Source organism: Sphingopyxis soli, assembly GCF_018682675.1.
GTDB classification, from domain to species: domain Bacteria; phylum Pseudomonadota; class Alphaproteobacteria; order Sphingomonadales; family Sphingomonadaceae; genus Sphingopyxis; species Sphingopyxis soli.
On the sequence record NZ_JAFMTR010000043.1, the window covers coordinates 13,241 to 36,205 of the forward strand.

The window sequence follows — 22,965 nt, forward strand, 5'->3', positions numbered from 1 at the left end:
CGACGGTGCGCGGGCGTTCAGCGCGCCCGCGCCGCCTCCAAGGCCGCATCGCTCGCCAGTTTGTCGGCCAGTTCATTGTCGCCATGCCCCGCATGGCCCTTGACCCAGATCCATTCGATCTTGTGCCGTTTCGCCTCGGCGACCAGCCGCTGCCACAAGTCGGCGTTGGCGACCGGCTTTTTCGCTGCCGTCTTCCAACCGTTCTTCTGCCAGCCGAAAACCCATTTGGTGATGCCGTCGCGGACATAGACGCTGTCGGTCGACAATTCGACGTTGCACGGCCGCTTGAGCGCCGCGAGCGCCTCGATCGCCCCCGTCAATTCCATGCGGTTGTTCGTCGTGTCGGGTTCGCCGCCCGACAGCGTCTTCACGACATCGCCCCAGCGCAGCACCGCGCCCCAGCCGCCGGGCCCCGGATTGCCCTTGCACGCGCCATCGGTGGCGACGATCACTGTCCGGCCTTCGGTCATGCGGCGAACAGGCTGGCGGCGTCGGCGGCCCGATAGCGGCGCAGGCGGTTCAGGAAGGGCGCGGGATCCTTGCGCGTGACCAGCGCATCGGCGGGCGTATGGACCCAGTCGTGCGCGCGTGTCAGCAGGAAGCGCAGCGATGCGCCGCGCGCCAGCAGAGGCAGGGCCGCTGTCTCGGCCTCCGACAGCGCGACCGCCTTCGCATAGCCCCGCATCAGCGCGCTCGCTCGTGCGGTATCGCAGGTCGCGCCGTCGTCCGAGAAGGTCCAGGAGGCGTGGGTGACCGCGACGTCATAGGCGCGAAAATCGCTGGCCGCGAAATAGAAGTCGATGAGCCCGGTGACGGTGTCGCCGAGCATCAGCACATTGTCGGGAAACAGGTCGGCATGGATCACATGGGTCGGCAGCTCCGATGGCCAGCGGGCGTCGAGATAGGCGAGTTCGTCCTCGACGACCGCCTGCAGCCCCGGAATTACCGCGTCGAGATTGCCCGTGGCTTGGGCGACGCCGCGCCAGTGGCGGTGCCCCATGCTGTTTTCGCGCCCCCCCGTGAAATCGGCGACCGCGCGATGCATTGTGCCCAGCGCTTCGCCCGCCGCCTCGCATTGGCGCGGCGAGGGGTGGGTCAGCGAAATGCCCGGCAGGAACTGGATGATGCAGGCGGCGCGCCCGGAGACGCGCTGGATCGTGCGGCCTTCGCGATCCTCGATCATCGCGGGCACGGGGCTGCCGCGACGCGCGAGATGATTCAGTAAGTCGACGAAGAAGGGCAGGTCGCCCTCGCTCACCCGCTTTTCATACAGAGTCAGGATGAAGCGGTCAGCGGTCGTTTCCAGCAGGAAATTGCTGTTCTCCACGCCTTCGGCGATCCCCTTGCACGACAGGACGGTTCCGATGTCGTAGCGCGCGACGAGCGCGGCAAGGTCGTCGGGGTCGACGTGCGTATAGACCGCCATCAGTTCGCTGCCGGTTCGAGCCCGCGCGGCAGCTTGAAGACCATATTCTCCTCGGCCGTCACAACGACATCCTCGCGGATCGGCCGATGCGCCGCGACGGCGTCGATCACTTCGCGGACCAGCGTTTCGGGGGCGCTCGCGCCTGCGGTGATGCCGAGGGTCGCGATATCGCGCAGCCATTCGGGATCGACGTCGGTTCCGCGCTGGACCAGATGCGCAGGGGTGCCCAGTCGCTCGGCGACTTCGACGAGGCGCAGGCTGTTCGAGCTGTTCGGCGCGCCGATCACGATCATCCGGTCGCAACGGCCCGCGATCGCTTTCACGGCGTCCTGCCGGTTGGATGTCGCGTAACAGATATCTTCGCCGCGCGGGCCGCTGATCGACGGGAATCGGTGTTGCAGCGCGGCAACGATGTCGCGCGTGTCGTCGACCGACAGCGTGGTCTGGGTCAGGAAGGACAGATTTTCCGGATCGGGCGGCGATAGAGCGGCGACATCGTCGACCGATTCGACCAGCGTCATCGCTCCTTGCGGCAACTGGCCGAGTGTGCCGATGACCTCGGGATGGCCCGAATGGCCGACAAAGACGATGTGGCGTCCTGCCTCATGTGCTCGCTCGGCCTGACGATGCACTTTCGACACCAGCGGGCAGGTCGCGTCGATATAGTCGAGCCCGCGCGCTTCGGCCTTGGCGGGCACGGCCTTGGGCACGCCGTGCGCGCTGAACACGACCGGGACGCCGTCGGGGACCTGGTCGAGCGATTCGACGAAAATCGCGCCTTTGGCCTTCAACGATTCAACGACGTAGCGGTTGTGCACGATTTCGTGACGGACATAGACCGGCGCCCCATAGCGCAGCAGCGCCAGCTCGACGATGCGGATCGCGCGGTCGACGCCGGCGCAAAAGCCGCGAGGCGCCGCGATCAAGACGTCGAGGATCGCGCTTTCGCTGCCTTGCGGGCGCACTATATTGTCGGGAGCGTTCATGGTCCGCGCGCTCTAGCGCAGCACAACTATCGCGGTAAAGCGGCTTCGTCCGTGTTGCGCCTTGTTCATCGCACCGATAAGAAGCGGCGCGCATGGAACGGCGAGCAGCCCTTCGATGCCTTCGCGCGAGTTTGGAAAGTCCGGTTTTTATGATGTCATCTTCGTCGTCCTCCCGTAAAATTGTCGCCCTGCTCGGCGGAGCCGCGGCGCTGGCGACGGTGGCGGGCTGCGCAAAGGACAATGATATCGACGTGTCCTCGGGGGTCGGCATAACCTCGACGCGCAGCGCTTGCCCCGCGATCGCCGTCCCGACCTATACCGGCGACATCACCCTCTTCGACCCCGCGACGAGCCGCGATGCGAGTGCGATCGACGTCGTTGCGACGATCACCAACCTGACTCCGCAGTGCAATGAAGAGGGCGAGAAAGTCTATCAGCTCGCCAATTTCGACGTCATCGCGACGCGCCGCGACGCCGGCCCGGCACGGACGGTGACCTTGCCCTATTTCTCGACCGTCGTGCAGGGCGGCACCGCCGTCGTGTCGAAGCGGATCGGCCAGGTGACCGTCAGCTTTGCCGACGGCCAGATGCGCGGGACGGGGCATGGCCAGGCGGCCGCCTATGTCGACCGCGCCGCGGCGACGCTGCCTGCCGACATCCAGGAACGCATCACGCGCAAGCGGAAGGCGGGAGAGGAAGACGCGGCGATCGATCCGCTGAGCATCCCCGAGGTGCGCACCGCTGTGCAGCGCGCCAGCTTCGAGCTGCTGGTCGGCTTCCAGCTGACTCAGGACCAGCTCGAATATAACGTCCGACGATAAACCGCGCGGCGGCGCCCGTTCGCGCCCTGCGCTTCGCTCATCCCTGCGACGCCTTTTCGGCGGCGCAGGGCTTTTCGCGTTGTCCAAGCTAGGCTAGGGCGCGCGCCAACGCCATTTGACCCAAGCTAGGATCCGCCGTGACCCTGTTCAGCCGTTTTTTCGACCATATCGGCACCGCCCTCGATGCGCTTGTCGACAGCGGCGCCTTGCCTGCCGGGCTCGACCGCAGCGCGATCAGCGTCGAGCCGCCGCGCGACCCCTCGCATGGCGACGTGGCAACCAACGCCGCGATGGTCCTCGCCAAGCCCGCAGGCGCCAACCCGCGCGCGCTTGCCGAACTGCTCGCCGCCGAACTCGGTGCGCTGGATGAAGTGACCGAGGCGAGCGTCGCCGGGCCGGGCTTCATCAACCTGCGCCTCGCCGATAACAGCTGGCGCGACGAACTCGCGCTCATCCACGCCGAAGCGGGCGATTATGGCCGCTCGAGAATGGGTGAAGGTCGCTCGGTAAATGTCGAATATGTCTCGGCGAACCCAACGGGCCCGATGCACGTCGGCCATTGTCGCGGCGCGGTCGTCGGCGACGCGCTCGCCGCGCTGCTCGAATATGCCGGGTACGAGGTCATCCGCGAATATTACGTCAATGATGCGGGGGCACAGGTCGATGTGCTCGCGCGGTCGGTGCACATGCGGTACCGCGAGGCGCTTGGCGAAGATATCGGCGCGATTCCGGAAGGGCTCTATCCGGGCGATTATCTGAAACCCGTCGCGGAGAAGCTGGCGGCCGAATATGGCGACCGTTTCGTCGGCGCGCCCGAGAGCGAATGGCTCGTTCCGTTCCGCACGGCCGCGGTCGCGGCCATGATGGATATGATCCGCGCCGACCTCGCGAAGCTTGGCATCCACCACAATCTCTTCTCTTCCGAGGCCGAACTGCAGGCTGAAGGCAAGCCTGCGGCCGCCGAAAAATGGCTGCGCGACCATGGCCTCGTCTATGACGGGATGCTCGAGGCTCCGAAGGGGGAGACGCCCGAGGACTGGGAGCCGGTCGAGCTTCCGCTGTTCCGCTCGACGCAATTCGGCGACGACCAGGATCGGCCGATCAAGAAGTCGGACGGTAGCTGGACCTATTTCGGCGCGGATCTCGCCTATCATTTCCAGAAAAGCCAGAACGCCGATGAATTGATCGACATCTGGGGCGCCGACCATGCGGGAACGGTCAAGCGGATCAAGGCGGCGGTCGCGGCGCTGACCGGCGGAAAGACCCGTTTCGACGTCAAGCTGGTGCAGATGGTCCGGCTGCTCAAGAATGGCGAGCCGTTCAAGATGTCGAAGCGGGCGGGCAATTTCGTCACCCTTGCCGACATCGTCGACGAAGTCGGCAAGGATGCGGTGCGCTTCACCATGCTGACGCGCAAGGCCGACGCGCAGATGGACTTCGATTTTGCGAAGGTGGTCGAGGCGTCGCGCGACAATCCGGTTTTTTATGTCCAGTATGCCCACGCCCGGATCGCCTCGCTGAAGCGCAGGCTGGCGGACGCAGGCGTAGCGCCCGCCGCGCCGGACCCGGCACGGCTCGACGCATATGAACTCGGGCTCGTCAAGCTGCTCGCGCAATTCCCGCGCATCGTCGAATCGGCCGCCTCGGCCCGCGAGCCGCACCGGATCGCCTTCTTCCTCGGCGAGGTCGCGGCGGCGTTCCATGCCTGGTGGAACATGGGTAACGATCGTCCCGAGGCCCGTATCATTTTGGCAAATGACCCCGAATTGACCGCGACCCGCCTTTATCTCGCCGATGGAATCGGGCAGGTTATCCGCAACGGGCTCCACCTGATGGGGGTAGAGGCGCTCGAGGAGATGAACTGATGGCGGAGGAGAAGGACGCGGGACTCGGCCTGGAGGACGAAGATCGGCTTCCCTGGCTCGAAGCGGCCGACGATCTGGGCGACGATGGCGAGGTATCGCCGGTTCGCCTTCTCGTCATGGTGCTTGGCGGTCTGATCCTGATCGGTGCGGTGCTCGGCGGTCTCTGGTGGCTGCAGAATGGCGGCGCGCGCGGCGACGGCGAACTGATCGTCGCGGAAAAGGGCGCCTACAAGGTCGCGCCGAAAACCGATGGCGCCAAGATGTTCGAAGGCGAGGGCGATGCCAGCTTTGCCGCGACCGAGGGCGCCGAACCGTCGGGCAAGGTCGACGCGAGCCGGATGCCCGAAGAGCCGGCGGTGACTCCGGCCGAGCGCGAAGCCGCGGCAAAGGCCGCAAAGGCCAGATCGGAGGCCGACAAGGCGGCTGCCGCCAGGGACGAGGCGGCGCGCATCGCCGCCGCCGACAAGGGCAAGCCCAAACCCGCGGCCATGTCGGTCAAGACGCCGGGCGCCAAGGAAGCCGACAAGGCGGCCACGGGCGGATCGGCGATGATCCAGCTCGGCGCCTTCAGCAGCGAAGCCGCGGCGGGCAAGGCGTGGACGAACCTGTCGAAGCGCTTTCCTTATTTGGCCGATCTCGGCAAATCGGTTTCACCCGCGAAGGTCGGCGACAACACCGTCTATCGTCTGCGCGCTTCGGCCGGCTCGGCCGGCAACGCCTCGGCTGTGTGCGGAAAATTGCGCGTGGCGGGCGAAAATTGCGTCGTCGTCCGCTAAATTTGCGCATTTTGCCGCAGAAAGCGTTGGTTCGATAGGAATGCCGTGTCATCATGCTTGCATTGGCCGGGCTGCGCGGGAAGTACCGGTCAGTGGAGTTTGACGCATGATACCGGCGATTTTCGGCCTTTCGGGCCTGACCCTGACCGACGACGAACGCGCTTTCTTCCGCGACAGCAACCCCGCGGGCTATATCCTGTTCGGGCGCAATATCGAAAACCGCGAGCAATTGCGGCGCCTGACCGACGACCTGCGCAGCCTCGCCGGCCGCGCCAACCTGCCGATCCTGATCGACCAGGAGGGCGGCCGGGTCGCGCGGATGAAGGCGCCCGAATGGCCCGATTTCCCGAGCGGCGCCGCGTTCGATGCGCTGTATGAGCGCGCGCCCGCCAGCGCGATCGAGGCCGCAAGGCTCAATGCGATGGCGCTTGCGTCGATGCTGGCCGAGGTCGGCATCACGGTCGACTGCCTGCCGCTGCTCGATGTGCGCCAGCCGGGGGCGAGCGATGTCATCGGCGACCGCGCGCTCGGTAGCGAGCCGATGCGCGTCGCGGCGCTCGGGCGGGCGATCCTGTCGGGATTGCAGGACGGCGGGATCGTCGGAGTGGTGAAACATATCCCGGGCCATGGCCGCGCACTGCTCGACACGCATGAGGCGCTGCCGACCGTCACCGCCCCCGACCGCGATCTCCAGACCGACCTCGCCCCCTTTGCGGCGCTACGCGATGCGGCGATGGCGATGACCTGCCATGTGGTTTTCGAGGCATGGGATCCCGACCGGCCCGCGACACTCTCGCCGCTCGTCATCGACAGCATCATCCGCCAGCGCGTCGGCTTCCATGGCCTCTTGATGACCGACGATCTCGACATGAAGGCGCTGTCCGGCGATGTTCCCTCGCGCGCCGCCGGAGCGATCGCTGCCGGCTGCGATATAGCGCTCAATTGCTGGGCAAAGATGGACGACATGATCGGGATCGCGAAGGCGCTCGATCCGATCAGCACCGTGTCGCTCGCGCGGCTCGAAGGGGCGATGGATCGGGTTGTCGGCGTCCATGATTCGCGCGCGTTCGACATGCTCGTCGACCAGCGCGACGCGCTGCTGGCGCTCGCCTGAGGGCGTCGATGGACGAACTGCCGCTTGATTTCGAACTGGCCCCGTCGGCGGCAACGGAACGCGAGGATGCGCTGCAACTCAGCCTCGATAGCTGGGAAGGCCCGCTCGACCTGTTGCTGACGCTCGCGCGCGGGCAGAAGGTCGATCTCCGGCAGATTTCGATCCTCCAGCTTGTCGAGCAATATCTGGCGTTCATTGCCGAAATGCGCGCGAAGCTGGAAGTAGCGGCCGACTATCTCGTGATGGCGGCGTGGCTCGCCTATCTCAAATCGGCGCTGCTGCTGCCCAAGGATCCGCTCGAGGAGCCGTCGCCCGACGAACTGGCGCTCCGCCTGCAACTGCGCCTTCAGCGCCTTGCCGCGATGCGCGAGGCGGCGGCGCGGCTGCTGGCGCGCGACCGCATCGGCCGCGACGTTTTCCTGCGCGCGAAGCCCGAAGGGCTGCGCGAGGTGAAGCTGCGGCGCTGGGACGCCAGCCTTTACGACCTGCTTTCGGCCTATGGACAGGTCAAGCTGCGCACCGAACCGGTCGTTCATATGGTCTCGCGGCGGCCGGTGGTGACGCTCGACGCGGCGCTGCACCACCTCGAACGACTGATCGGCGTGCAGCTCGACTGGGCCGAACTCTCCGACTTCCTGCCGTCGGACTATCAGGGGCCGCTCCGCCGCTCGGCGATCGCGTCGAGTTTCCTCGCCGCGCTCGAACTCGCGCGGCAGGGGCGCATCGACCTCAAACAGGACGCCGCCTTCGAACCGCTCTATCTGAAAGCCGCAAAAGCATGATCGACGATCTGGAACGCGCGATCGAGGCGATGCTGTTCGCGAGCGACGAACCGCTTGACGCGCGGCAGGTGGCGAACCGCCTTGGCGACGAAATGACGCCGGGCGAGGTGCGCGCGATCATCCAGACGATCGCGGCGCGCCACGACGGCAGCGGGATCGAACTCGTGGAACGGGGCGGCCACTGGCATTTCCAGACGCCCGCCGATCTGGCGCACCTGCTCCGCCGCGAGCGTGACGATCCGCGTAAGCTGTCGCGCGCCGCCGCCGAGGTGCTCGCGATCGTCGCCTATCACGAGCCGGTCAGCCGCGCCGAGATCGAGGCGATCCGCGGGGTTCAGACCTCGAAGGGAACGCTCGATGTCCTGATGGAGGCCGAATGGATCGCGCCCGCGGGGCGGCGCGAGGTTCCGGGGCGGCCGCTGATCTACAAGACGACCGACGCCTTCCTGCAACATTTCGGCCTGACGAGCCGCAAGGACCTGCCGGGAATCGAGGATTTGCGCGCTGCCGGCCTGCTCGACCCCGTCGACCTTGCTTTCGAGGAGGCGATGGGCGAACTGGACCTAGTAAAAGACGGTGAAGAGGCCTAGAGGAGCCCTTCAAGGAGATTTTGAGATGGGTAGCTTCAGCATCTGGCACTGGCTCGTGGTCGGTATTCTCGTCCTTCTGCTGTTCGGCAAGGGGCGCTTTTCCGACATGATGGGCGACGTCGCCAAGGGCATCAAGAGCTTCAAGAAGGGCATGGCCGACGACGACGTGCCGCCCGCCCCGAAGCAGATCGAGGGACAGCGGACGCCCGACGCCGCCACGCCGACGCCGACCGCGGAAACCGAAATCCGCTGATCGCGCCGCGCCGCCTGCGGGGGAAGCTTTAATTCATGTTCGATGTCGCGCCCACCGAGTTGCTGCTCGTCGTGGTGGTGGCCCTGGTGGTCATCGGCCCAAAGGATCTTCCCAAGGCAATGCGCTTTGTCGGCAAATGGGTCGGCAAGGCGCGCGGTATGGCGCGTCATTTTCGCGCCGGCCTCGACACGATGATGCGCGAGGCCGAACTGGAAGAGCTGGAAAAGCAATGGCGCGCGCAGAATGACGCGATCATGCGCGAATTTCCGCGCATCGACGACGCTGCCGCAGGGACGCCGCCGATTCTTGCCGCGACCGACAGCGGGGAGGCACCGCCCGAAAATCCCGATCATGCTGCCGCGGCCACCAAGCCCGAGACGCACGAAGTGCCGCCTCGCGATGGGCCGCTGCCATGACGGCCGAGACTCCCGCTACTGCAGACGAGGATGGCTCCGGCGGCAAGATGCCGTTGCTCGACCATTTGATCGAACTTCGATCGCGGCTCTTGAAATCGCTGCTCGCGATCGGGCTGGCTTTCGGGGTCTGTCTTTATTTCGCGCGGCCGATCCTCGGCATTCTCGTGCATCCGCTTGTCGTCGCGGGGCAGGGGAAGCTCATCTACACCCAGCTTTTCGAAGCCTTTTTCGTCGAGATCAAGGTCGCGCTGTTCGCGGCGACGATGGTCGCCTTTCCGGTGATCGCGAACCAGCTCTGGAAATTCGTCGCGCCCGGCCTGTATCGCAAGGAAAAGCGCGCGCTGCTGCCCTTCCTGTTCGCGACGCCGGTGCTCTTCACGGTGGGCGCGTGCTTCGCCTACTTCATCACGATTCCGATCGCCCTCAAATTCCTGCTCGGATATCAGGGCGAGGTCGGCGGGGTGACGCAGGAGGCGCTGCCCTCGGTCGGCAATTATCTGAGCTTCGTGATGCAGTTCATCATGGCGTTCGGCATTGCCTTCCTGCTGCCGATCCTGTTGATGCTGATCGAACGCGCTGGCCTCGTGACGCGTGAGCAGCTCATTTCGGCGCGGCGCTATATGATCGTTGCGGCGTTTGCGATCGCAGCGGTTTTCACGCCGCCCGATATCCTCAGCCAGCTCCTGCTCGCGATTCCGCTCGTCTTTCTCTACGAGCTGTCGATCTTTGCGATCTGGTTCACCGGTCGCAAACGCAAGACAGGCGCCGAAGCGGCGCCTGTCGAGCCTCTCGAAGAGGCCTAGGGTAAGTTTCCCGCCGATCAGTGGATGGCGTCGCTACCCGCCTGGCCGACCGACTCGATGTCGCGGCCAACGCCTTTCACCGTGTTGCAGCCAGCGACCAGAAAGCTAGCAAGCAGGGTGAGGAGGATTACACGGATACTCGTCATTTCATTCACCTCTCACGGGTCGTCTTGGACGCAAAATGGCCCGGCACGCTTCGAGGGGGGGGGAGGGAATGCGGGCCGGGCCAATGTTGCTGAGCAGCGCTGCGGGGGGGCGATGACCGCTGCTCGAACTGAAAACGAACGGGGCGAACGAAAAGTTCCCGAAAAAAGTGACCCATTGCAAAATTTCTGTCCGATTCTTTTGAATCGTTCGGGAATCAAAGGTTTGGCTCAGCCCATCGCGGTAAGGCCGCTCAATACGGCAAGGCCGAGGAACGAGAAAAAGCCCATGATGTCGGTGAGCGTCGTCACGAATACCGCCGACGAGACGGCGGGATCGACGTCGAGGCGATCGAGCGTGACGGGCACAAGGATGCCGGCGAGACCCGCAACCAGATTGTTGATCAGCATCGCCGACGCGATGACGACGCCCAGCAGCGGGTTTCCGAAAATCAGCGCAGTGCCCGTACCGATCAGGACGCCGAGCGACAGGCCGTTCACGGCGGCAATACGAAATTCGCGAAAGATCATGCGCAAAGTGTTTGACGCCGTTAGCTGATTGGTCGCGATCGCGCGGACAGTGACGGCCAGCGTCTGCGTTCCCGCATTCCCGCCCATGCCCGAGACAATCGGCATTAGGACCGCAAGTAACGCGAACTTCGCGATCGCGCCTTCGAAGATTCCGACAACCGACGCGGCGAGCATCGCGGTACCAAGGTTGACGGTCAACCAGCTCAGGCGCGTGCGGATCGTCATCGCGATCGGTTCGTTGATGTCGCCGTCGCCGGCGCCCGACAGGCGCAGGATATCCTCTCCGGCCTCTTCCTGAATGATGTGGACGACATCGTCGACAGTGATCATCCCGACGAGGCGCCCTGCCTTGTCGACGACCGCTGCCGAGATCAGCGCATATTTCTGGAACCGCAGCGCGACCTCTTCCTGATCCATGTCGACCGGGATCAGCGTCTGCTCGCGCTTCATCACGTCGCTGACTGCAATGTCGCGCGGGGTGCGGAGAATCCAGCTCAGCTGGCAGGTTCCGACTGGGCGATGCAGGGGATCGACGACGAAGATTTCCCAGAAATCGGTCGCGAGGTCGACATCCTCGCGCAGCCGGTCAATGACGTCGCCGACGGTCACATGCTCTGGCACCGCGACATATTCGCGCTGCATGAGGCGCCCGGCGGATTCCTCCGGGTAGGAAAGCGCGTCTTCGATCGCGGCGCGATCCTCGGGCTCCATCGCCTCGAGCACGGCCTGTTGATCGTCCTCCTCCATATCCTCGATGATCGCGACGGCATCGTCGGTATCGAGTTCGGAGGCGAGTTCGGCGACCTGTTCGGGCGCGAGAAGGTCGATCAGCTCCTCTCGCACATAATCGTTCATCTCCGCCAGTACGTCGGCAGAGAGCATGTCGCCCAGCACTGCGGCGAGGATAGGGCGTTCGTCGGAGCTTGCGAGCTCGAAAAGGTCGGCGATGTCGGCCGGATGGAGACGGCCTATGCGCTCGCGCGCGGCCTCGCCTTCGCCTTCCTCGGCAAGGTCGATGACCTCGCGGACGAAGCGGGGACGCAGGCGATCATCCTCGTCGAGCTCCGTTTCCGCTTCGCGCGCAGGCTGGTCACGGCCGACATCGCGATCGTCGGGCAGGATGGCGCCTTCGTCCGGCAGGGGCTCTTCGCGTTTGTCCATCGCGCTCCTCCCTGGATCATGCGGCGTCCGAGCTTCCCCTAGTCCCGCCGGCGCACGATGGCAACGCCGCGGCGTCCATTTGCGCATTTAGTACGTGCATTGCCGCGCGGCCCCGCTATGGCACCGCCAAATCCCTAATAAAGGAGCAAATCATGTCCGATCAGACGCTCACCCTTTCGCTGTCGACCGGCGATGTCGTCATCCGCCTGCGCCCCGACCTCGCGCCGCTGCACGTCGAGCGCATCACGTCGCTCGCAAAGGAAGGCTTTTACGACGGCGTCGTCTTCCACCGCGTGATCCCGGGCTTCATGGCGCAGGGCGGTGACCCCACCGGCACCGGCATGGGCGGCAGCAAGCTTCCCGACCTTCCGCAGGAATTCAACGCCGAGCCGCACGTGCGCGGCGTCTGCTCGATGGCGCGCGCGCAGAACCCGAACAGCGCGAACAGCCAGTTCTTCATCTGCTTCGACGACGCTCGCTTCCTCGACAGGCAGTACACCGTCTGGGGCGAAGTGATCGAGGGCATGGAAAATGTCGACGCCCTGCCGAAGGGCGAGCCGCCGCGCGAGCCCGGCAAGATCGTCAAGGCGACGGTGGCGTAAGTCACGTAACGAATCCTCCCCGTGCCCTGGGCATGGGGAGGGGGACCATGCGAAGCATGGTGGTGGGGCGGCGAGCATAGCGAGCGCTTTGCGCTCGGCCCCTCCGTCAGCCCTGCGGGCTGCCATCTCCCCATCGCTTCGCGACAGGGAGTATCCAGAAATCTCACTCGCCGATGAAGCCGTTCAGCCGCTCGCAGGCGGCGATCCAGTCTTCCTTGAACTGCTGGACGACCTGGCCGGCGCCCATCGCCTCGTTCATCAGGCCGACGCCCTGGCCTACCCAATAGGTCGCGAGCGCCTTGGCGCCTTCGTGGCCGCCTTCGGACAGCTTGTCGACCTTGCGCAGCGCGGGCTCGCTGACCAGCGACTGCAGCGGCATCGGCAGCGGTTTCGGCGCGCCCTCGGCCTCCCAGGCGTCGGTCCAGGGGGAACGGAGCTGGCGCGACGGCTTTCCGGTGCGGCTCTTCGACCGCACCGTGTCGCGCGCTGAAGCCGCGAGCATCTTTTCCTTCACCACCGGATTGGTTTCGGCCTCCGCCGTGGTGAGCCAGACCGATCCGCACCAGGCGCCGTGCGCGCCCATCGCCATTGCCGCCGCCATCTGGCGCCCGGTGACGATGCCGCCAGCCGCCAGAATCGGCGTATCGGCACCGATCGCTTCGACCGCGGCGGCGACTTCGGGGACGAGCACCATCGTCGCCACCTCGCCACAATGACCGCCCGCTTCGCCGCCCGCGACGACAAGGATATCGACGCCCGCGCGAACCTGCGCCAGCGCATGGTCGCGGGTGCCGACAAGCGCCGCGACCGGCACCCCATGCCGCTTGCCGAGTTCGAGCATCAGCGGCGGTGGGACGCCAAGGGCGTTGGCGATCAGTCTGATCGGGTGGCGGAAGGCCACTTCGAGCAGCCTGGCTGCCCCATCCTCGCGCATATTGTCGCCGAAGCTCTGCCGCGCTTCCATGGCATCCTCGAGCCCGCTCGCATCGATGTCGAACTTGCCGAGCAGGTCGGCGGCGAATTTCAGGTGCGTGCCCGGGATCGCTGCCGCACCCGAGGCGGGCGCCTCGCCCTTGCCGGCAAAGCTGTTCGGCACGATCAGATCGACGCCATAGGGCTTTCCGCCGATATGGTCATCGATCCACGCCAGCTCCTCCTCAAGCCGTTCCGGCGGCAGCGCCGCAGCCCCGAAGACGCCCATGCCGCCTGCCTTCGACACCGCGACGACGACGTCGCGGCAGTGCGAGAAGGCGAGCAGCGGAAATTCGATGCCGAGCATCGTGCAGATGGGGGATTGCATGGCCTCTCTCCGGTTCGCTATTTGCAGCCATGTCAGCGCCAGTTGACGTAAACGTCAAGTTGATTTGCGTGGGCACCCCTCTATCGCTCGTCGCATGAGCGATTTTTCCCTTTCCGGTTTCGACCTTGGCGCCTTCGTCCGCAGCACCCTGGCCGAGGATATGGCGTCGGGGGGTGACATCACGTCGATGGCGACGATCCCCGCGGGCGCGCGATTCTCGGGAGTGATGGATAGCCGCGACGCGATCACCGTCGCCGGGCTGCCGATCGCCGAGATGTTCTTTCGCGCGCTCGATCCGTCGATGGAGATCGAGATTTTGGCGGGTGAAGGCGATCGGGTCGCGGCGGGTAGCGACCTGATGCGGCTCTCGGGCAACGCGCGCGCGATGCTCACCGCCGAACGGTCGGCGCTGAACACCGTCCAGCATCTGTCGGGGATCGCGACAATGACGCGGCAATATGTCGAGGCGCTGGCGGGGACGGGCGCGACGCTGCTCGACACGCGCAAGACGATCCCGGGACTGCGCGTGCTGGAGAAATATGCGACGCGGATGGGCGGCGCGACGAACCATCGCATGGGCCTTTGGGACGCGGCGATGATCAAGGACAATCATGTTGCGGTCGCCGGATCGGTCGAGGAAGCGGTGCGCCGCGCGGTCGAGGCCGGGATCGAACGGATCATCGTCGAGGTCGACCGGGTCGCGCAGGTCGAGCCCGCGCTGGCGGCGGGCGCGACGCACCTGCTGCTCGACAATATGGACCTCGACGAACTGCGCCAATGCGTGGCGATCGTCGACGGCAGGGTGCCGACCGAGGCGTCGGGCGGGGTCCGGCTCGATACCATCCACGCCATCGGCGCGACCGGCGTCACCTATGTGTCGGTAGGGCGGCTGACCCAGTCGGCGCCCGCGGCGGACATCGGGCTCGATTTTGCGCTGGCTTAGCGCCGCCGTGCTGGCGCTGACGCCGGTCGCGGCGCAGGCGCAGGCGACTGCCTGTTCGGCGCCGGACCGCATCCCCGTGCCGCGACTCGAACGCCCGGCGCGCGACGAACCGGTGCGCAAGCCGCCGACGACGGGATATTTGCTCAGCATGAGCTGGTCGCCGCAGCATTGCGCCGACGTGCGAAACCCGAAGGACGCGCGCGACCGCTTCCAATGCTCGGGCGAAAGCGGCCGCTTTGGTTGGGTGCTGCACGGACTCTGGCCTGAAACCGATACGAAGGATTATCCGCAATGGTGCCGCCCGGCGAAGATCGTGCCGCAGCCGGTGCTGAAGAAGCATATGTGCATGACACCCTCGGCGCAGCTCTTGCAGCATGAATGGGCGAAGCACGGCACCTGCATGAGTCCGCATCCCGCCGCCTATTTCGCCGCGGCGTCGAAGCTGTTCCGGGCCGTGCGCTTTCCCGACATGAAGGCGCTGTCAGCCGCGCCGCAGACGGCGGGCAGCATCCGCCGCGCCTTCGCAGCACGCAACAAGGGCGTGACTGCCGCGATGGTCGCGGTGTCGACCAATCGCGATGGCTGGCTGGACGAGGTGCGGCTGTGTCTCGGGCCGCGGATGCGTCCGCGGACGTGCAAGCCGTTCCAGGTCGGCGCTCCCGATAGCAAGCCGGTGCGCGTCACGCCGATGCCCGGCGATTAACGATCGGGGGCGATAGCGTCCCGCGCCGGGACGACCACGGCGTTAACTCTTTTTTAACCTTACCGACTCGTTAACGCAGGCGTAGCTTCGCCTGTATGGACTCGGACGAACAGATCGACATCCGCGATCGTCTGCGCGGCTATGCGGCGCGCCAGCTTGTCATCGCGCGGCTCGGCGCGCCGGCGAACTGGCAGGACGAGCTGCGCGAGACGCTGGCGGCGCAGCGGGCAATCCCGTCGCCCTGGACGAAGGGAAGCGATACGCGGCTGTTTCTGGAGAGCTTTGCGATCTTCTTTGTCGCGACGATGATGTTCTTGATCTAGTCGCAGGCGCGGTGGAGCTTCACCGCCAGCCACGCCGAGATCAGGCACATCGCGGCGCTCATCAAAAGCTGGTCGACGACTCCGACGCCGGCAAAGCCAAGCCCCATCGCGAGCAGCGACCCTGCGACCATCGCCCCCGAATTGACGATGTTGTTCGCCGCGACGGTGCGTGCGGTCTGGTCCTTCGGCACGGTGGTGGTCAGGAAGGCATAGAGCGGGACGACGAACATGCCGCCGCTGATCGCGATGCCGAGCAGGCTGGCGAGCAGGGGGATGACGTCGGCATGGCCGAGGAAGCCGTCGATCCCGTACATGACACCCGAGGGATCGTGCTCCCAATTGCGGCACACCCAATAGAAAGCGACGACGAACGCGCCCATGACGATGACGCTCGCCGGGCTGTAGCGCGCCGAAACTTGTCCCTTGAGCAGCCGGTTCACGGCAACCGAACCGATCGCGATGCCGATGGAAAAGATCGCAAGGAACAGGCTGGCGACGCTCTTGTCGGCGTGGAGGATATTCTTCACCAGCGGCGGGAACTGGATGAACAGCACCGCGCCGATCGTCCAGAAAAAGCTGATCGACAGGATCGCGAGATAGAGGCGCGGAATGTGCATCGTGCCGCGCACGAGCGCCACCGATGAACGGATGATATGCCAGTCGATTCCCGTTTCCTCATGCTCGGGCGGGGCGGGGGGAACCTTGCGGCCGGTCCAATAGCCGAGCAGCGCGACGAGGACGACGCCGAGGGCGGCCCATTCGACCTCGATCACCCCGGCGAGGATCGTGCCGGCAAGGATGGCGATATAGGTGCCCGCCTCGACGAGCCCGGTGCCTCCCAGCACCTCGTCGCTTTTCAGATGCTGCGGCAGGATCGCATATTTGATCGGCCCGAAGAAGGTCGAGTGGATGCCCATCGCGAAGAGCGCGAGCATCATCAGCGGAATGGCGAGCAGATGCACCGCCCAGCCCATCCACGCGAGGACTAGTCCCGCGCCGCCGACGAGCATGATCAGTATCTCGCAGAATTTGACGATGCGGATGATCCGCGCTTTGTCACGCGTGTCGGCGAGTTGACCGGCGAGCGCGGAGAGAAGGAAAAAGGGAATAATGAAAAGGGCGGTCGCGACCGCGCTGAACAGAGTTTCGGACGCCTCGTCATTGAACACGCCGTAAACGACGAACAGCACCATCGCGTTCTTGAACAGATTGTCGTTGAAGGCGCCGAGGAGTTGGGTGACGAAAAGCGGCAGGAACCTGCGTTGTTTCAGCAGCGCAAAGGATCCGGTCATTGAAAATCCAGTTTAACAGCCCGACATTGCGACAACGCCAACCCGCGATCGTCTCTTATGGGGCAATCCTGTTGTCGCACGGGGGGCTTATCGGTTAGGGCAGGCGGGGTCAAAGCCCAATTGGGCCGCAAAGCTAGAACGGACGCGCCGACAGGGATCATGCTGAGCCTTCCCAACATCCTGACGCTGTCGCGCATTCTGGCGGTTCCCATCCTGCTGTTCCTGTTGTGGCCGGGCGTGGCCGAGGGGTCGTTGCAGCCGAAGCCGATCGACTATGCGCTCGCCTTCGGTCTCTACTGCCTGATGGGTATTACCGACTATTTTGACGGCTATGTTGCCCGCTCGCGCGGGATCGTTTCGCGGCTGGGCGCCTTCCTCGATCCGATCGCGGACAAGATCATGATCGCGGCGGTGATCCTGCTGCTGGTCTTCACGCGCGATGTCGCGGGTTACCACGTCATCGCCGCGCTGATGATCCTGCTGCGCGAGATCATCGTGTCGGGCTTGCGCGAATTCCTGGCGACCCTGCAGGTGTCGATGCCGGTGACGCAACTCGCCAAGTGGAAAACGACCTTCCAGCTCGTTGCCTTCGGCGCGCTGATTCTGGCGGGCGCGTTGCCCGAGATGGCGTGGATAAAGGTCGTCGGGCTGATTTCCTTGTGGGGCGCCGCGGTGCTGACGCTGATTACCGGCTGGGATTATCTGCGCGTCGGCCTCAAGCATATGGACTGAGCGATGGCGCTCGCGGTCAGCTATTTCGCCTGGGTGCGAGAACGGATGGGGATCGCCGACGAGGTGATCGATCCGCCCGCCGATGTCGCAACCGTTGCCGATCTGATCGGATGGTTGGCCACGCGCGACGAGCGCGGGGCGCTGGCTTTTGCAGACCCCGCGCGCATCCGCGCTGCTATCGGCGGGCGGATGGTCGGTCCCGAGGCCCGGCTGGACGGTGACGTCGCGCTATTTCCGCCGGTGACCGGCGGATGATCCGGGTCGCGGTGCAGGCGGACGCGATCGATGTCGCGGTCGAGCTCGATATTCACGATGCCGGCGGACATGGCGCAAGCGCGATCTTCGTTGGCCGCGTACGCGGTGACGACGGGCTTGCCGAACTCTTCCTGGAACATCATCCCGCGCTCACGCAAGCCGGGCTCGCCGCGCTTGCGCATGTGGCGGCCGATCGCTGGTCTCTGTCCGCGCTGACGCTGGTCCACCGGGTCGGCGGAATGGCGCCGGGCGAGACGATCGTGCTGGTGCTGGCGAGCAGTGCGCATCGTGCAGAGGCGCTGGCCGCCACCGAGTTTCTGATCGACCGGCTGAAGACCGATGTGATGCTGTGGAAGCGCGAGACGTTTGCCGACGGGCGCGTCGCCTGGGTCGAGCCGCGCGATGGCGATCATGACCGCGCGGAACGGTGGGATTAGCGCCTCGGTAGAATGATGGCTGTTTTGGGTAGGAGCTGACATGATGGTCCTCCCCGTCGACTGCGACGGGCGCGCGGACCAGCGGCGGAACCTAATCCCGCCTCTGCAGGCTCACGACCGCGTGGATCGGCAGTTCGGCGTAGATGTGCGGAAACAGCTCGCCACCGCGCGCGGGCTCCCAGCGAACGGCGTCGCCGAGGAGGAGCAGGTCCACCTCGGCGATCATCAGGCCGCTTTGGCCCGCGAAATATTTCTCGATCGTCGCCTCGAGCTGCTCCGCAGTCGACAGATGGATATAGCCGTCGGCGATATCCACTGGCGCGCCGCGAAACACCCGCTCGCGCTCGAAATCGGTCCATTGCTGCGCGGTCAGCACTTTGAAGGCCGTTGCGGGCATCGTCATTCCGAAGGGGCTTCGCTGGCCGGGGCTTTGGCGGCAGCGTCCGCGCCTTCGCCTTCTTCCTCGTCGCTGTCCTCGATCAGCGCGGCCGAGACGACATGTTCGTCGGGCGCGACGTCGAACAGCCGCACGCCGGCGCTGCCGCGACCGATGACGCGCAGGCTGTCGAGACCCATGCGGATCAGCTTCGCCTGGTCGGTGACGAGCATCAGCTGGTGCGCCTGCGTCGCGGGGAAGCTGGCGACGACCGGGCCGTTGCGGCCGATATTGTCGATGTTGGTGATTCCCTGGCCGCCACGGCCGGTGCGACGATATTCATAGGCCGACGAAAGCTTGCCATAACCATTGGCGCAAACGGTGAGGATGAATTCCTCGCGGCTGGCGAGTTCGGCCATCCGCTCGCCATCGAGCGTCGGTTCGTTCTCGTTGTCCTTCCACGGCGCGGCGCGGAGATAGGCTTCGCGTTCCTCGCTGGTCGTGCCGACCTTGTGCAGGATAGAGAGCGAGATGACTTCGTCGCCGTCGGCGAGACGCATCCCGCGCACGCCGGTCGAGTTGCGGCTCTGGAATTCGCGGACGTCGTCGCCGGCGAAGCGGATCGCCTTGCCCTGGCGCGTCGCGAGCAACACGTCGTCGCTCTCGTCGAGCAAAGCAACCCCGATCAGCCGGTCGTCCTCGTCCTCGCCCTCGAACTTCATCGCGATCTTGCCGTTCGACGGCACGTTGGTGAAGGCGTCCATGCTGTTACGACGCACATTGCCCTTCGCGGTTGCGAACATGACGTGCAGCTTGCCCCATTCGCCCTCGTCCTCGGGCAGCGGGAGCACGGTCGAGATCGTCTCGCCCTGCGCGAGCGGCAGCAGGTTGATCATCGGGCGACCGCGCGTCGCCGGCCCGCCCTCGGGCAGGCGCCACACTTTCATGCGGTAGACCTTGCCCGCGGTCGAGAAGAAGAGCACCGGCGTGTGCGTCGAGGTGACGAACAGGTTGGTAACGACATCCTCGTCCTTCGTCGCCATGCCGGCGCGGCCTTTGCCGCCGCGGCGCTGGGCGCGGAAGGTTTCAAGCGGGGTGCGCTTGATATAACCGTCGAGGGTGACGGTCACGACCATCTCCTCGCGCTCGATCAGATCTTCGTCGTCGATGCCGTCCGCGGCGGGGGCGACCAGCGTCCTGCGCGGCGTCGCGAATTCGTCGCGCACCGCGACGAGCTCTTCGCGCATCACCGCATAGAGTTTTTCACGGTCCGCGAGGATCGAGAGAAGTTCCTCAATCTCGGTCGCCAACTCGCCGAGTTCCTTACCGATTTCGTCGCGCCCGAGCGCGGTCAGGCGATGGAGTCGGAGATCGAGGATCGCCTTCACCTGAGTCTCCGACAGTCGATAGGTGGCGCTTTCCTCCATCTCGCCCTCGATCGCTTCGACGAGGCGGATGTAGGGGGCGATCTCGCCAATCGGCCATTCGCGCGCCAGCAGCGCTTCGCGCGCCGCGGCCGGGCTGGAAGAGCCGCGGATGATGCGGACGACTTCGTCGAGGTTCGACACCGCGACGACGAGCCCGAGCAAGATGTGGGCGCGGTCGCGCGCCTTCGCGAGCTCGAACTTGCAGCGGCGGGTGATCACCTCTTCGCGGAAGGTGATGAAGGCGGTCAGGATGTCTTTCAGCCCGAGCATTTCGGGGCGGCCGCCGCGGATCGCGAGCATGTTTGCGGGGAAGCTCGACTGCGCGGGAGTGTGGCGCCAGAGCTGGTTCAGCACAACCTCGGCGGTCGCGTCGCGCTTCAGTTCGATGACGACGCGGACGCCCTCGCGGTTCGATTCGTCGCGAATATCGGCGACGCCCTCGATCCGCTTGTCGCGCGCGGCCTCTGCGATCTTCTCGACGAGACCCGACTTGCCGACCTGATACGGAATAGATGTCAATACAATCGATTGGCGATCGTTCCTGCCTTCCTCGATGATGTGCGTCGAGCGCATCATGATCGAGCCGCGTCCGGTCAGATAGGCGTTGCGGACGCCGCCCTGGCCCAGCATCAGCGCGCCGGTCGGGAAATCGGGGCCGGGAACGATCGCCATCAGATCCTCGAGCGTGATCGCGGGATTGTCGATCGTTGCGAGCGTCGCGTCGATGACTTCGCCGAGATTGTGCGGCGGAATGTTCGTCGCCATACCGACCGCGATGCCGCCCGCGCCATTGACGAGCAGGTTCGGGAAGCGCGCGGGGAGCACCGTCGGCTCCTCGCGGCTTGCGTCGTAGTTGGGCTGGAAGTCGACCGTGTCCTTGTCGAGGTCGTTCAGCAGCACCATCGCCGTCTTGGCCAGCCGTGCTTCGGTATAACGCATCGACGCCGGCGGATCGGGGTCCATCGAACCGAAATTGCCCTGACCGTCGATCAATGGCACGCGCAGCGACCAGTCCTGCGTCATGCGCGCGAGCGCGTCGTAGATCGCGCTGTCGCCGTGCGGGTGATAGTTACCCATCACGTCGCCGACGATCTTCGCCGATTTCTTGTACGGGCGGCCGGGTACAAAGCCGCCCTCCTGCGCCGCGTAGAGGATACGGCGGTGCACCGGCTTCAGGCCGTCGCGTACGTCGGGAAGCGCGCGGCTGACGATCACGCTCATCGCGTAATCGAGGTAGGATGTCTTCATTTCGTCGACGATGTTGATCGGCGAAACACCGTCGTCCGACGGTTGCATAGGCGTATTTTCTTCGGTCAAAGCCCGGCCTTTTTTCTGCTTATCGGGAGATGAAATGCGACTAGCCGATGGGGGCGGGAAAGGCCAGCGATTCGGTCATTTTCCGGGATATTTTTTGCTCCGCTTCGGGCGCTTGCGGGAACGAAGAAAATCGAGCCTTTTCGTCATTCTAGAATGACGTCATGGCATCTGGTCTCCGGTTATCCCGCCGTCGGCCGGGATCTCGCCTCTGCGTCCGGCGCCGCCGCCCGGAACCGGGCCTTCGGAAGGATGGGCGAGGAGAGGAATCGGCCTCGCTGCAGGCTTGCCAATCGCGCGTCCTCCCCTAAAGCTGCGGGCCGATGACCATGAGACTGCCAGGGGGGTGTCGGTGGCCCTGATCGCGCTGGTCGGCGCGAGCGAAACGCTGCCCGACGGCGGCTTGCGGGCGCTCGTCACAGTAGCGGGCGAGACGCTGATCGAGCGGCAGGCGGCGCGGCTCGCCGATGTCGGAGTGACGCATATCGCTGTCGTGGTCGCGGCGGTGCCTGCGGATCTTATCGCGACGTGCGACCGCATCCAGCGCCGCGGAATCAGGGTGACGCCTGTGCGCGCAGCCGCGGATCTGGTCGCGATCGTCGAGAGCGACGACCGGATCATCCTCGTCGCCGACGGCCTCCGTGCGAGCGGGACGCATTATGCCGCGATCGCCAAGCCCGGTTCGCCGGCGATTCTCGTGACCGGCGACACGGTGCTGACGCAGGCGTTCGAGCGGATCGACGCGACGCGGCGCTGGGGCGGGCTCGCGGCCATTTCGCCGCCGATGGTCGCCGAACTCGCGGCAATGCCGGGCGAGTGGGACATGATGCTGACGCTGCTGCGGCTCGCAGTGCAGGCGGGATCGCGGCGGCTCTACTGCGAGCCCGCGCTGTTCGAGCAAGGCGAGATCGCGGTCGTCGTCGATCGTCCGACCGCGGCGCTGATCGAGCAATCGAGCCTGCAGCAGGTCGAATATGGCGGGATGGGGCTGGGGCGATCGGCGATCATGATGCCGATCGTCCGGCTGGCCGGGCCACTCCTCGTCCGATCCGCGAGGGTCGCACGCTACATGCCTTATATAACGGCGCTTTTGTGGGCCTCTGTTGGGCTGCTCGCGGCGAATGGCCTCGCGGCCGCGGGCGCGCTGGTCGCACTGCTCGGCGGGCTTGGCCTCGCCACGATGCGGTTTCTCGCCGCCTTTCGCGCGCAGAGCCTGACGCAGGATCGGGTGCGCAATGCCATCCGCACCTTCGCGCTCGTCCTCTTGGGGCTGTTTCCCTGGCTGCTCGCCCTGGCGGGCCCGGAACACCGGATGCCGCCCTTTTCGCAAGCCGCGCTCGCGCCCTGTCTCGCTGCGATCATCCTGCTCGCGCGGACGCTGTACGAGGATTCGGGCGAAAGACGCCGCTTCCACTGGCTGCTCCCTGACGCCGATCAGGCGTGGATCATGTTGGTACCCGCGCTGATCTTTGGCTTCACGCCGCTGATGTTCGCGATCCTGCCCTTGCTCGGCCTGTTCCAGATCATGCTGTGGATGCGGCTCGCACGGCGGCCGGAAGCGCGGTAACGCAAAGCTCTCCAAGGTTTAAGGCCT

Annotated in this window: 26 protein-coding genes; 17 read left to right on the forward strand and 9 right to left on the reverse strand. The window is 65.5% G+C overall.

Translation table 11 applies throughout. The features are described 5' to 3' along the window. Positions 1–17: 17 nt before the first annotated feature. Genes rnhA through ispH form a run of 3 tightly spaced genes read right to left on the reverse strand, consistent with a single transcriptional unit; the run spans position 18 to position 2,412 of the window. Positions 18–470 carry a ribonuclease HI gene (rnhA, locus tag J1N50_RS06470; RefSeq protein ID WP_215351363.1) on the reverse strand — a complete coding sequence of 151 codons (453 nt, stop codon included), beginning with the start codon at positions 468–470 and terminating at the stop codon, positions 18–20. Further along, on the reverse strand, positions 467–1,426 hold the full coding sequence (thrB, locus tag J1N50_RS06475; protein WP_215351366.1) for a homoserine kinase: 960 nt from the start codon (positions 1,424–1,426) through the stop codon (positions 467–469). Before thrB ends, rnhA begins: the two co-directional genes overlap by 4 nt. Further along, positions 1,426–2,412, reverse strand: coding sequence for a 4-hydroxy-3-methylbut-2-enyl diphosphate reductase (ispH, locus tag J1N50_RS06480; protein ID WP_215351369.1), 987 nt, complete (start codon positions 2,410–2,412; stop codon positions 1,426–1,428). Before ispH ends, thrB begins: the two co-directional genes overlap by 1 nt. A 149-nt stretch (positions 2,413–2,561) precedes the next feature. Between ispH and J1N50_RS06485 the strand changes: the two genes are divergently transcribed. From J1N50_RS06485 to tatC, 9 genes are all read left to right on the forward strand, one after another. Then, complete coding sequence (locus J1N50_RS06485) at positions 2,562–3,233, forward strand: hypothetical protein (RefSeq protein ID WP_215351373.1); 672 nt, start codon at positions 2,562–2,564, stop codon at positions 3,231–3,233. 137 nt (positions 3,234–3,370) lie between these two features. Next, entirely contained in the window at positions 3,371–5,098 is a 1,728-nt protein-coding gene (gene argS, locus J1N50_RS06490; RefSeq protein WP_215351376.1) for an arginine--tRNA ligase, read from the forward strand. Beyond that, the gene (locus J1N50_RS06495; RefSeq protein ID WP_215351379.1) at positions 5,098–5,874 is read left to right on the forward strand and encodes an SPOR domain-containing protein; all 777 of its coding nucleotides are present in this window, start codon (positions 5,098–5,100) and stop codon (positions 5,872–5,874) included. The genes argS and J1N50_RS06495 overlap by 1 nt, the downstream gene beginning before the upstream one ends. A gap of 106 nt (positions 5,875–5,980) precedes the next feature. Further along, complete coding sequence (nagZ, locus tag J1N50_RS06500) at positions 5,981–6,988, forward strand: beta-N-acetylhexosaminidase (RefSeq protein ID WP_215351382.1); 1,008 nt, start codon at positions 5,981–5,983, stop codon at positions 6,986–6,988. An 8-nt stretch (positions 6,989–6,996) separates the two neighbouring features. Further along, positions 6,997–7,770 carry a segregation and condensation protein A gene (locus J1N50_RS06505; RefSeq protein WP_215351386.1) on the forward strand — a complete coding sequence of 258 codons (774 nt, stop codon included), beginning with the start codon at positions 6,997–6,999 and terminating at the stop codon, positions 7,768–7,770. Then, entirely contained in the window at positions 7,767–8,360 is a 594-nt protein-coding gene (gene scpB, locus J1N50_RS06510) for an SMC-Scp complex subunit ScpB (RefSeq protein WP_215351389.1), read from the forward strand. The genes J1N50_RS06505 and scpB overlap by 4 nt, the downstream gene beginning before the upstream one ends. Positions 8,361–8,385: 25 nt before the next feature. After that, entirely contained in the window at positions 8,386–8,613 is a 228-nt protein-coding gene (locus J1N50_RS06515; protein WP_058456653.1) for a twin-arginine translocase TatA/TatE family subunit, read from the forward strand. A gap of 35 nt (positions 8,614–8,648) precedes the next feature. Beyond that, positions 8,649–9,029 (forward strand): Sec-independent protein translocase protein TatB, encoded by a 381-nt coding sequence (tatB, locus tag J1N50_RS06520; protein ID WP_215351393.1) that lies wholly within the window; start codon positions 8,649–8,651, stop codon positions 9,027–9,029. Beyond that, complete coding sequence (gene tatC, locus J1N50_RS06525) at positions 9,026–9,832, forward strand: twin-arginine translocase subunit TatC (protein WP_215351398.1); 807 nt, start codon at positions 9,026–9,028, stop codon at positions 9,830–9,832. The genes tatB and tatC overlap by 4 nt, the downstream gene beginning before the upstream one ends. A 17-nt stretch (positions 9,833–9,849) precedes the next feature. Here the strand turns inward: tatC and J1N50_RS06530 are convergent, their stop codons facing one another. Next, a complete protein-coding gene (locus J1N50_RS06530; protein ID WP_058456656.1) occupies positions 9,850–9,978 on the reverse strand; it encodes an entericidin A/B family lipoprotein in 129 nt (42 codons plus the stop codon). A 228-nt stretch (positions 9,979–10,206) separates the two neighbouring features. After that, the gene (mgtE, locus tag J1N50_RS06535; RefSeq protein WP_215351401.1) at positions 10,207–11,667 is read right to left on the reverse strand and encodes a magnesium transporter; all 1,461 of its coding nucleotides are present in this window, start codon (positions 11,665–11,667) and stop codon (positions 10,207–10,209) included. A gap of 152 nt (positions 11,668–11,819) precedes the next feature. On the opposite strand from mgtE, the gene J1N50_RS06540 reads away from it, so the two are divergent. Continuing rightward, the gene (locus J1N50_RS06540; protein ID WP_215351404.1) at positions 11,820–12,269 is read left to right on the forward strand and encodes a peptidylprolyl isomerase; all 450 of its coding nucleotides are present in this window, start codon (positions 11,820–11,822) and stop codon (positions 12,267–12,269) included. Positions 12,270–12,432: 163 nt separating this feature from the next. Here the strand turns inward: J1N50_RS06540 and J1N50_RS06545 are convergent, their stop codons facing one another. Further along, positions 12,433–13,569 carry an NAD(P)H-dependent flavin oxidoreductase gene (locus J1N50_RS06545; RefSeq protein ID WP_215351407.1) on the reverse strand — a complete coding sequence of 379 codons (1,137 nt, stop codon included), beginning with the start codon at positions 13,567–13,569 and terminating at the stop codon, positions 12,433–12,435. Positions 13,570–13,663: 94 nt separating this feature from the next. Between J1N50_RS06545 and nadC the strand changes: the two genes are divergently transcribed. The 3 genes from nadC to J1N50_RS06560 all read left to right on the forward strand — a co-directional run bounded on the left by nadC (position 13,664) and on the right by J1N50_RS06560 (position 15,538). Next, entirely contained in the window at positions 13,664–14,512 is an 849-nt protein-coding gene (gene nadC, locus J1N50_RS06550; RefSeq protein ID WP_215351410.1) for a carboxylating nicotinate-nucleotide diphosphorylase, read from the forward strand. Continuing rightward, positions 14,499–15,215 (forward strand): ribonuclease T2 family protein, encoded by a 717-nt coding sequence (locus tag J1N50_RS06555; protein ID WP_215351415.1) that lies wholly within the window; start codon positions 14,499–14,501, stop codon positions 15,213–15,215. The genes nadC and J1N50_RS06555 overlap by 14 nt, the downstream gene beginning before the upstream one ends. A gap of 95 nt (positions 15,216–15,310) precedes the next feature. Next, on the forward strand, positions 15,311–15,538 hold the full coding sequence (locus tag J1N50_RS06560; protein WP_215351418.1) for a hypothetical protein: 228 nt from the start codon (positions 15,311–15,313) through the stop codon (positions 15,536–15,538). Here J1N50_RS06560 and J1N50_RS06565 read toward each other — a convergent pair. Beyond that, on the reverse strand, positions 15,535–16,830 hold the full coding sequence (locus tag J1N50_RS06565) for an MFS transporter (protein WP_215351421.1): 1,296 nt from the start codon (positions 16,828–16,830) through the stop codon (positions 15,535–15,537). The genes J1N50_RS06560 and J1N50_RS06565 overlap by 4 nt on opposite strands. Positions 16,831–16,989: 159 nt before the next feature. Between J1N50_RS06565 and pgsA the strand changes: the two genes are divergently transcribed. Genes pgsA through J1N50_RS06580 form a run of 3 tightly spaced genes read left to right on the forward strand, consistent with a single transcriptional unit; the run spans position 16,990 to position 18,254 of the window. Then, positions 16,990–17,562: a CDP-diacylglycerol--glycerol-3-phosphate 3-phosphatidyltransferase gene (gene pgsA, locus J1N50_RS06570; RefSeq protein WP_215351424.1), complete on the forward strand. Its 573-nt coding sequence runs from the start codon at positions 16,990–16,992 to the stop codon at positions 17,560–17,562. Positions 17,563–17,565: 3 nt separating this feature from the next. Further along, positions 17,566–17,817 (forward strand): MoaD/ThiS family protein, encoded by a 252-nt coding sequence (locus J1N50_RS06575; RefSeq protein WP_215351429.1) that lies wholly within the window; start codon positions 17,566–17,568, stop codon positions 17,815–17,817. Beyond that, a complete protein-coding gene (locus tag J1N50_RS06580; protein WP_215351432.1) occupies positions 17,814–18,254 on the forward strand; it encodes a molybdenum cofactor biosynthesis protein MoaE in 441 nt (146 codons plus the stop codon). The genes J1N50_RS06575 and J1N50_RS06580 overlap by 4 nt, the downstream gene beginning before the upstream one ends. A gap of 91 nt (positions 18,255–18,345) precedes the next feature. Here the strand turns inward: J1N50_RS06580 and J1N50_RS06585 are convergent, their stop codons facing one another. Further along, positions 18,346–18,657, reverse strand: a complete 312-nt coding sequence (locus J1N50_RS06585; RefSeq protein ID WP_215351434.1) for a DUF952 domain-containing protein — start codon at positions 18,655–18,657, stop codon at positions 18,346–18,348. Next, the gene (gene gyrA / locus J1N50_RS06590) at positions 18,654–21,353 is read right to left on the reverse strand and encodes a DNA gyrase subunit A (RefSeq protein ID WP_215351437.1); all 2,700 of its coding nucleotides are present in this window, start codon (positions 21,351–21,353) and stop codon (positions 18,654–18,656) included. The genes J1N50_RS06585 and gyrA overlap by 4 nt, the downstream gene beginning before the upstream one ends. Before the next feature lie 370 nt (positions 21,354–21,723). On the opposite strand from gyrA, the gene J1N50_RS06595 reads away from it, so the two are divergent. Then, positions 21,724–22,938 (forward strand): hypothetical protein, encoded by a 1,215-nt coding sequence (locus tag J1N50_RS06595; RefSeq protein WP_215351440.1) that lies wholly within the window; start codon positions 21,724–21,726, stop codon positions 22,936–22,938. Positions 22,939–22,965 lie beyond the last annotated feature (27 nt).

Bases quoted from the DNA above. Each gene is read 5' to 3' on its own strand.
- gyrA (WP_215351437.1), bottom strand. From the start codon at position 21,353: ATGCAACCGTCGGACGACGGTGTTTCGCCGATCAACATCGTCGACGAA.
- J1N50_RS06545 (WP_215351407.1), bottom strand. From the start codon at position 13,569: ATGCAATCCCCCATCTGCACGATGCTCGGCATCGAATTTCCGCTGCTC.
- J1N50_RS06485 (WP_215351373.1), top strand. From the start codon at position 2,562: ATGATGTCATCTTCGTCGTCCTCCCGTAAAATTGTCGCCCTGCTCGGC.
- nadC (WP_215351410.1), top strand. From the start codon at position 13,664: ATGAGCGATTTTTCCCTTTCCGGTTTCGACCTTGGCGCCTTCGTCCGC.
- J1N50_RS06560 (WP_215351418.1), top strand. From the start codon at position 15,311: ATGGACTCGGACGAACAGATCGACATCCGCGATCGTCTGCGCGGCTAT.
- thrB (WP_215351366.1), bottom strand. From the start codon at position 1,426: ATGGCGGTCTATACGCACGTCGACCCCGACGACCTTGCCGCGCTCGTC.
- J1N50_RS06495 (WP_215351379.1), top strand. From the start codon at position 5,098: ATGGCGGAGGAGAAGGACGCGGGACTCGGCCTGGAGGACGAAGATCGG.
- J1N50_RS06565 (WP_215351421.1), bottom strand. From the start codon at position 16,830: ATGACCGGATCCTTTGCGCTGCTGAAACAACGCAGGTTCCTGCCGCTT.
- tatB (WP_215351393.1), top strand. From the start codon at position 8,649: ATGTTCGATGTCGCGCCCACCGAGTTGCTGCTCGTCGTGGTGGTGGCC.
- J1N50_RS06505 (WP_215351386.1), top strand. From the start codon at position 6,997: ATGGACGAACTGCCGCTTGATTTCGAACTGGCCCCGTCGGCGGCAACG.
- tatC (WP_215351398.1), top strand. From the start codon at position 9,026: ATGACGGCCGAGACTCCCGCTACTGCAGACGAGGATGGCTCCGGCGGC.
- rnhA (WP_215351363.1), bottom strand. From the start codon at position 470: ATGACCGAAGGCCGGACAGTGATCGTCGCCACCGATGGCGCGTGCAAG.
- nagZ (WP_215351382.1), top strand. From the start codon at position 5,981: ATGATACCGGCGATTTTCGGCCTTTCGGGCCTGACCCTGACCGACGAC.
- J1N50_RS06575 (WP_215351429.1), top strand. From the start codon at position 17,566: ATGGCGCTCGCGGTCAGCTATTTCGCCTGGGTGCGAGAACGGATGGGG.
- ispH (WP_215351369.1), bottom strand. From the start codon at position 2,412: ATGAACGCTCCCGACAATATAGTGCGCCCGCAAGGCAGCGAAAGCGCG.
- pgsA (WP_215351424.1), top strand. From the start codon at position 16,990: ATGCTGAGCCTTCCCAACATCCTGACGCTGTCGCGCATTCTGGCGGTT.
- mgtE (WP_215351401.1), bottom strand. From the start codon at position 11,667: ATGGACAAACGCGAAGAGCCCCTGCCGGACGAAGGCGCCATCCTGCCC.
- J1N50_RS06540 (WP_215351404.1), top strand. From the start codon at position 11,820: ATGTCCGATCAGACGCTCACCCTTTCGCTGTCGACCGGCGATGTCGTC.
- scpB (WP_215351389.1), top strand. From the start codon at position 7,767: ATGATCGACGATCTGGAACGCGCGATCGAGGCGATGCTGTTCGCGAGC.
- J1N50_RS06580 (WP_215351432.1), top strand. From the start codon at position 17,814: ATGATCCGGGTCGCGGTGCAGGCGGACGCGATCGATGTCGCGGTCGAG.
- J1N50_RS06585 (WP_215351434.1), bottom strand. From the start codon at position 18,657: ATGACGATGCCCGCAACGGCCTTCAAAGTGCTGACCGCGCAGCAATGG.
- J1N50_RS06515 (WP_058456653.1), top strand. From the start codon at position 8,386: ATGGGTAGCTTCAGCATCTGGCACTGGCTCGTGGTCGGTATTCTCGTC.
- J1N50_RS06530 (WP_058456656.1), bottom strand. From the start codon at position 9,978: ATGACGAGTATCCGTGTAATCCTCCTCACCCTGCTTGCTAGCTTTCTG.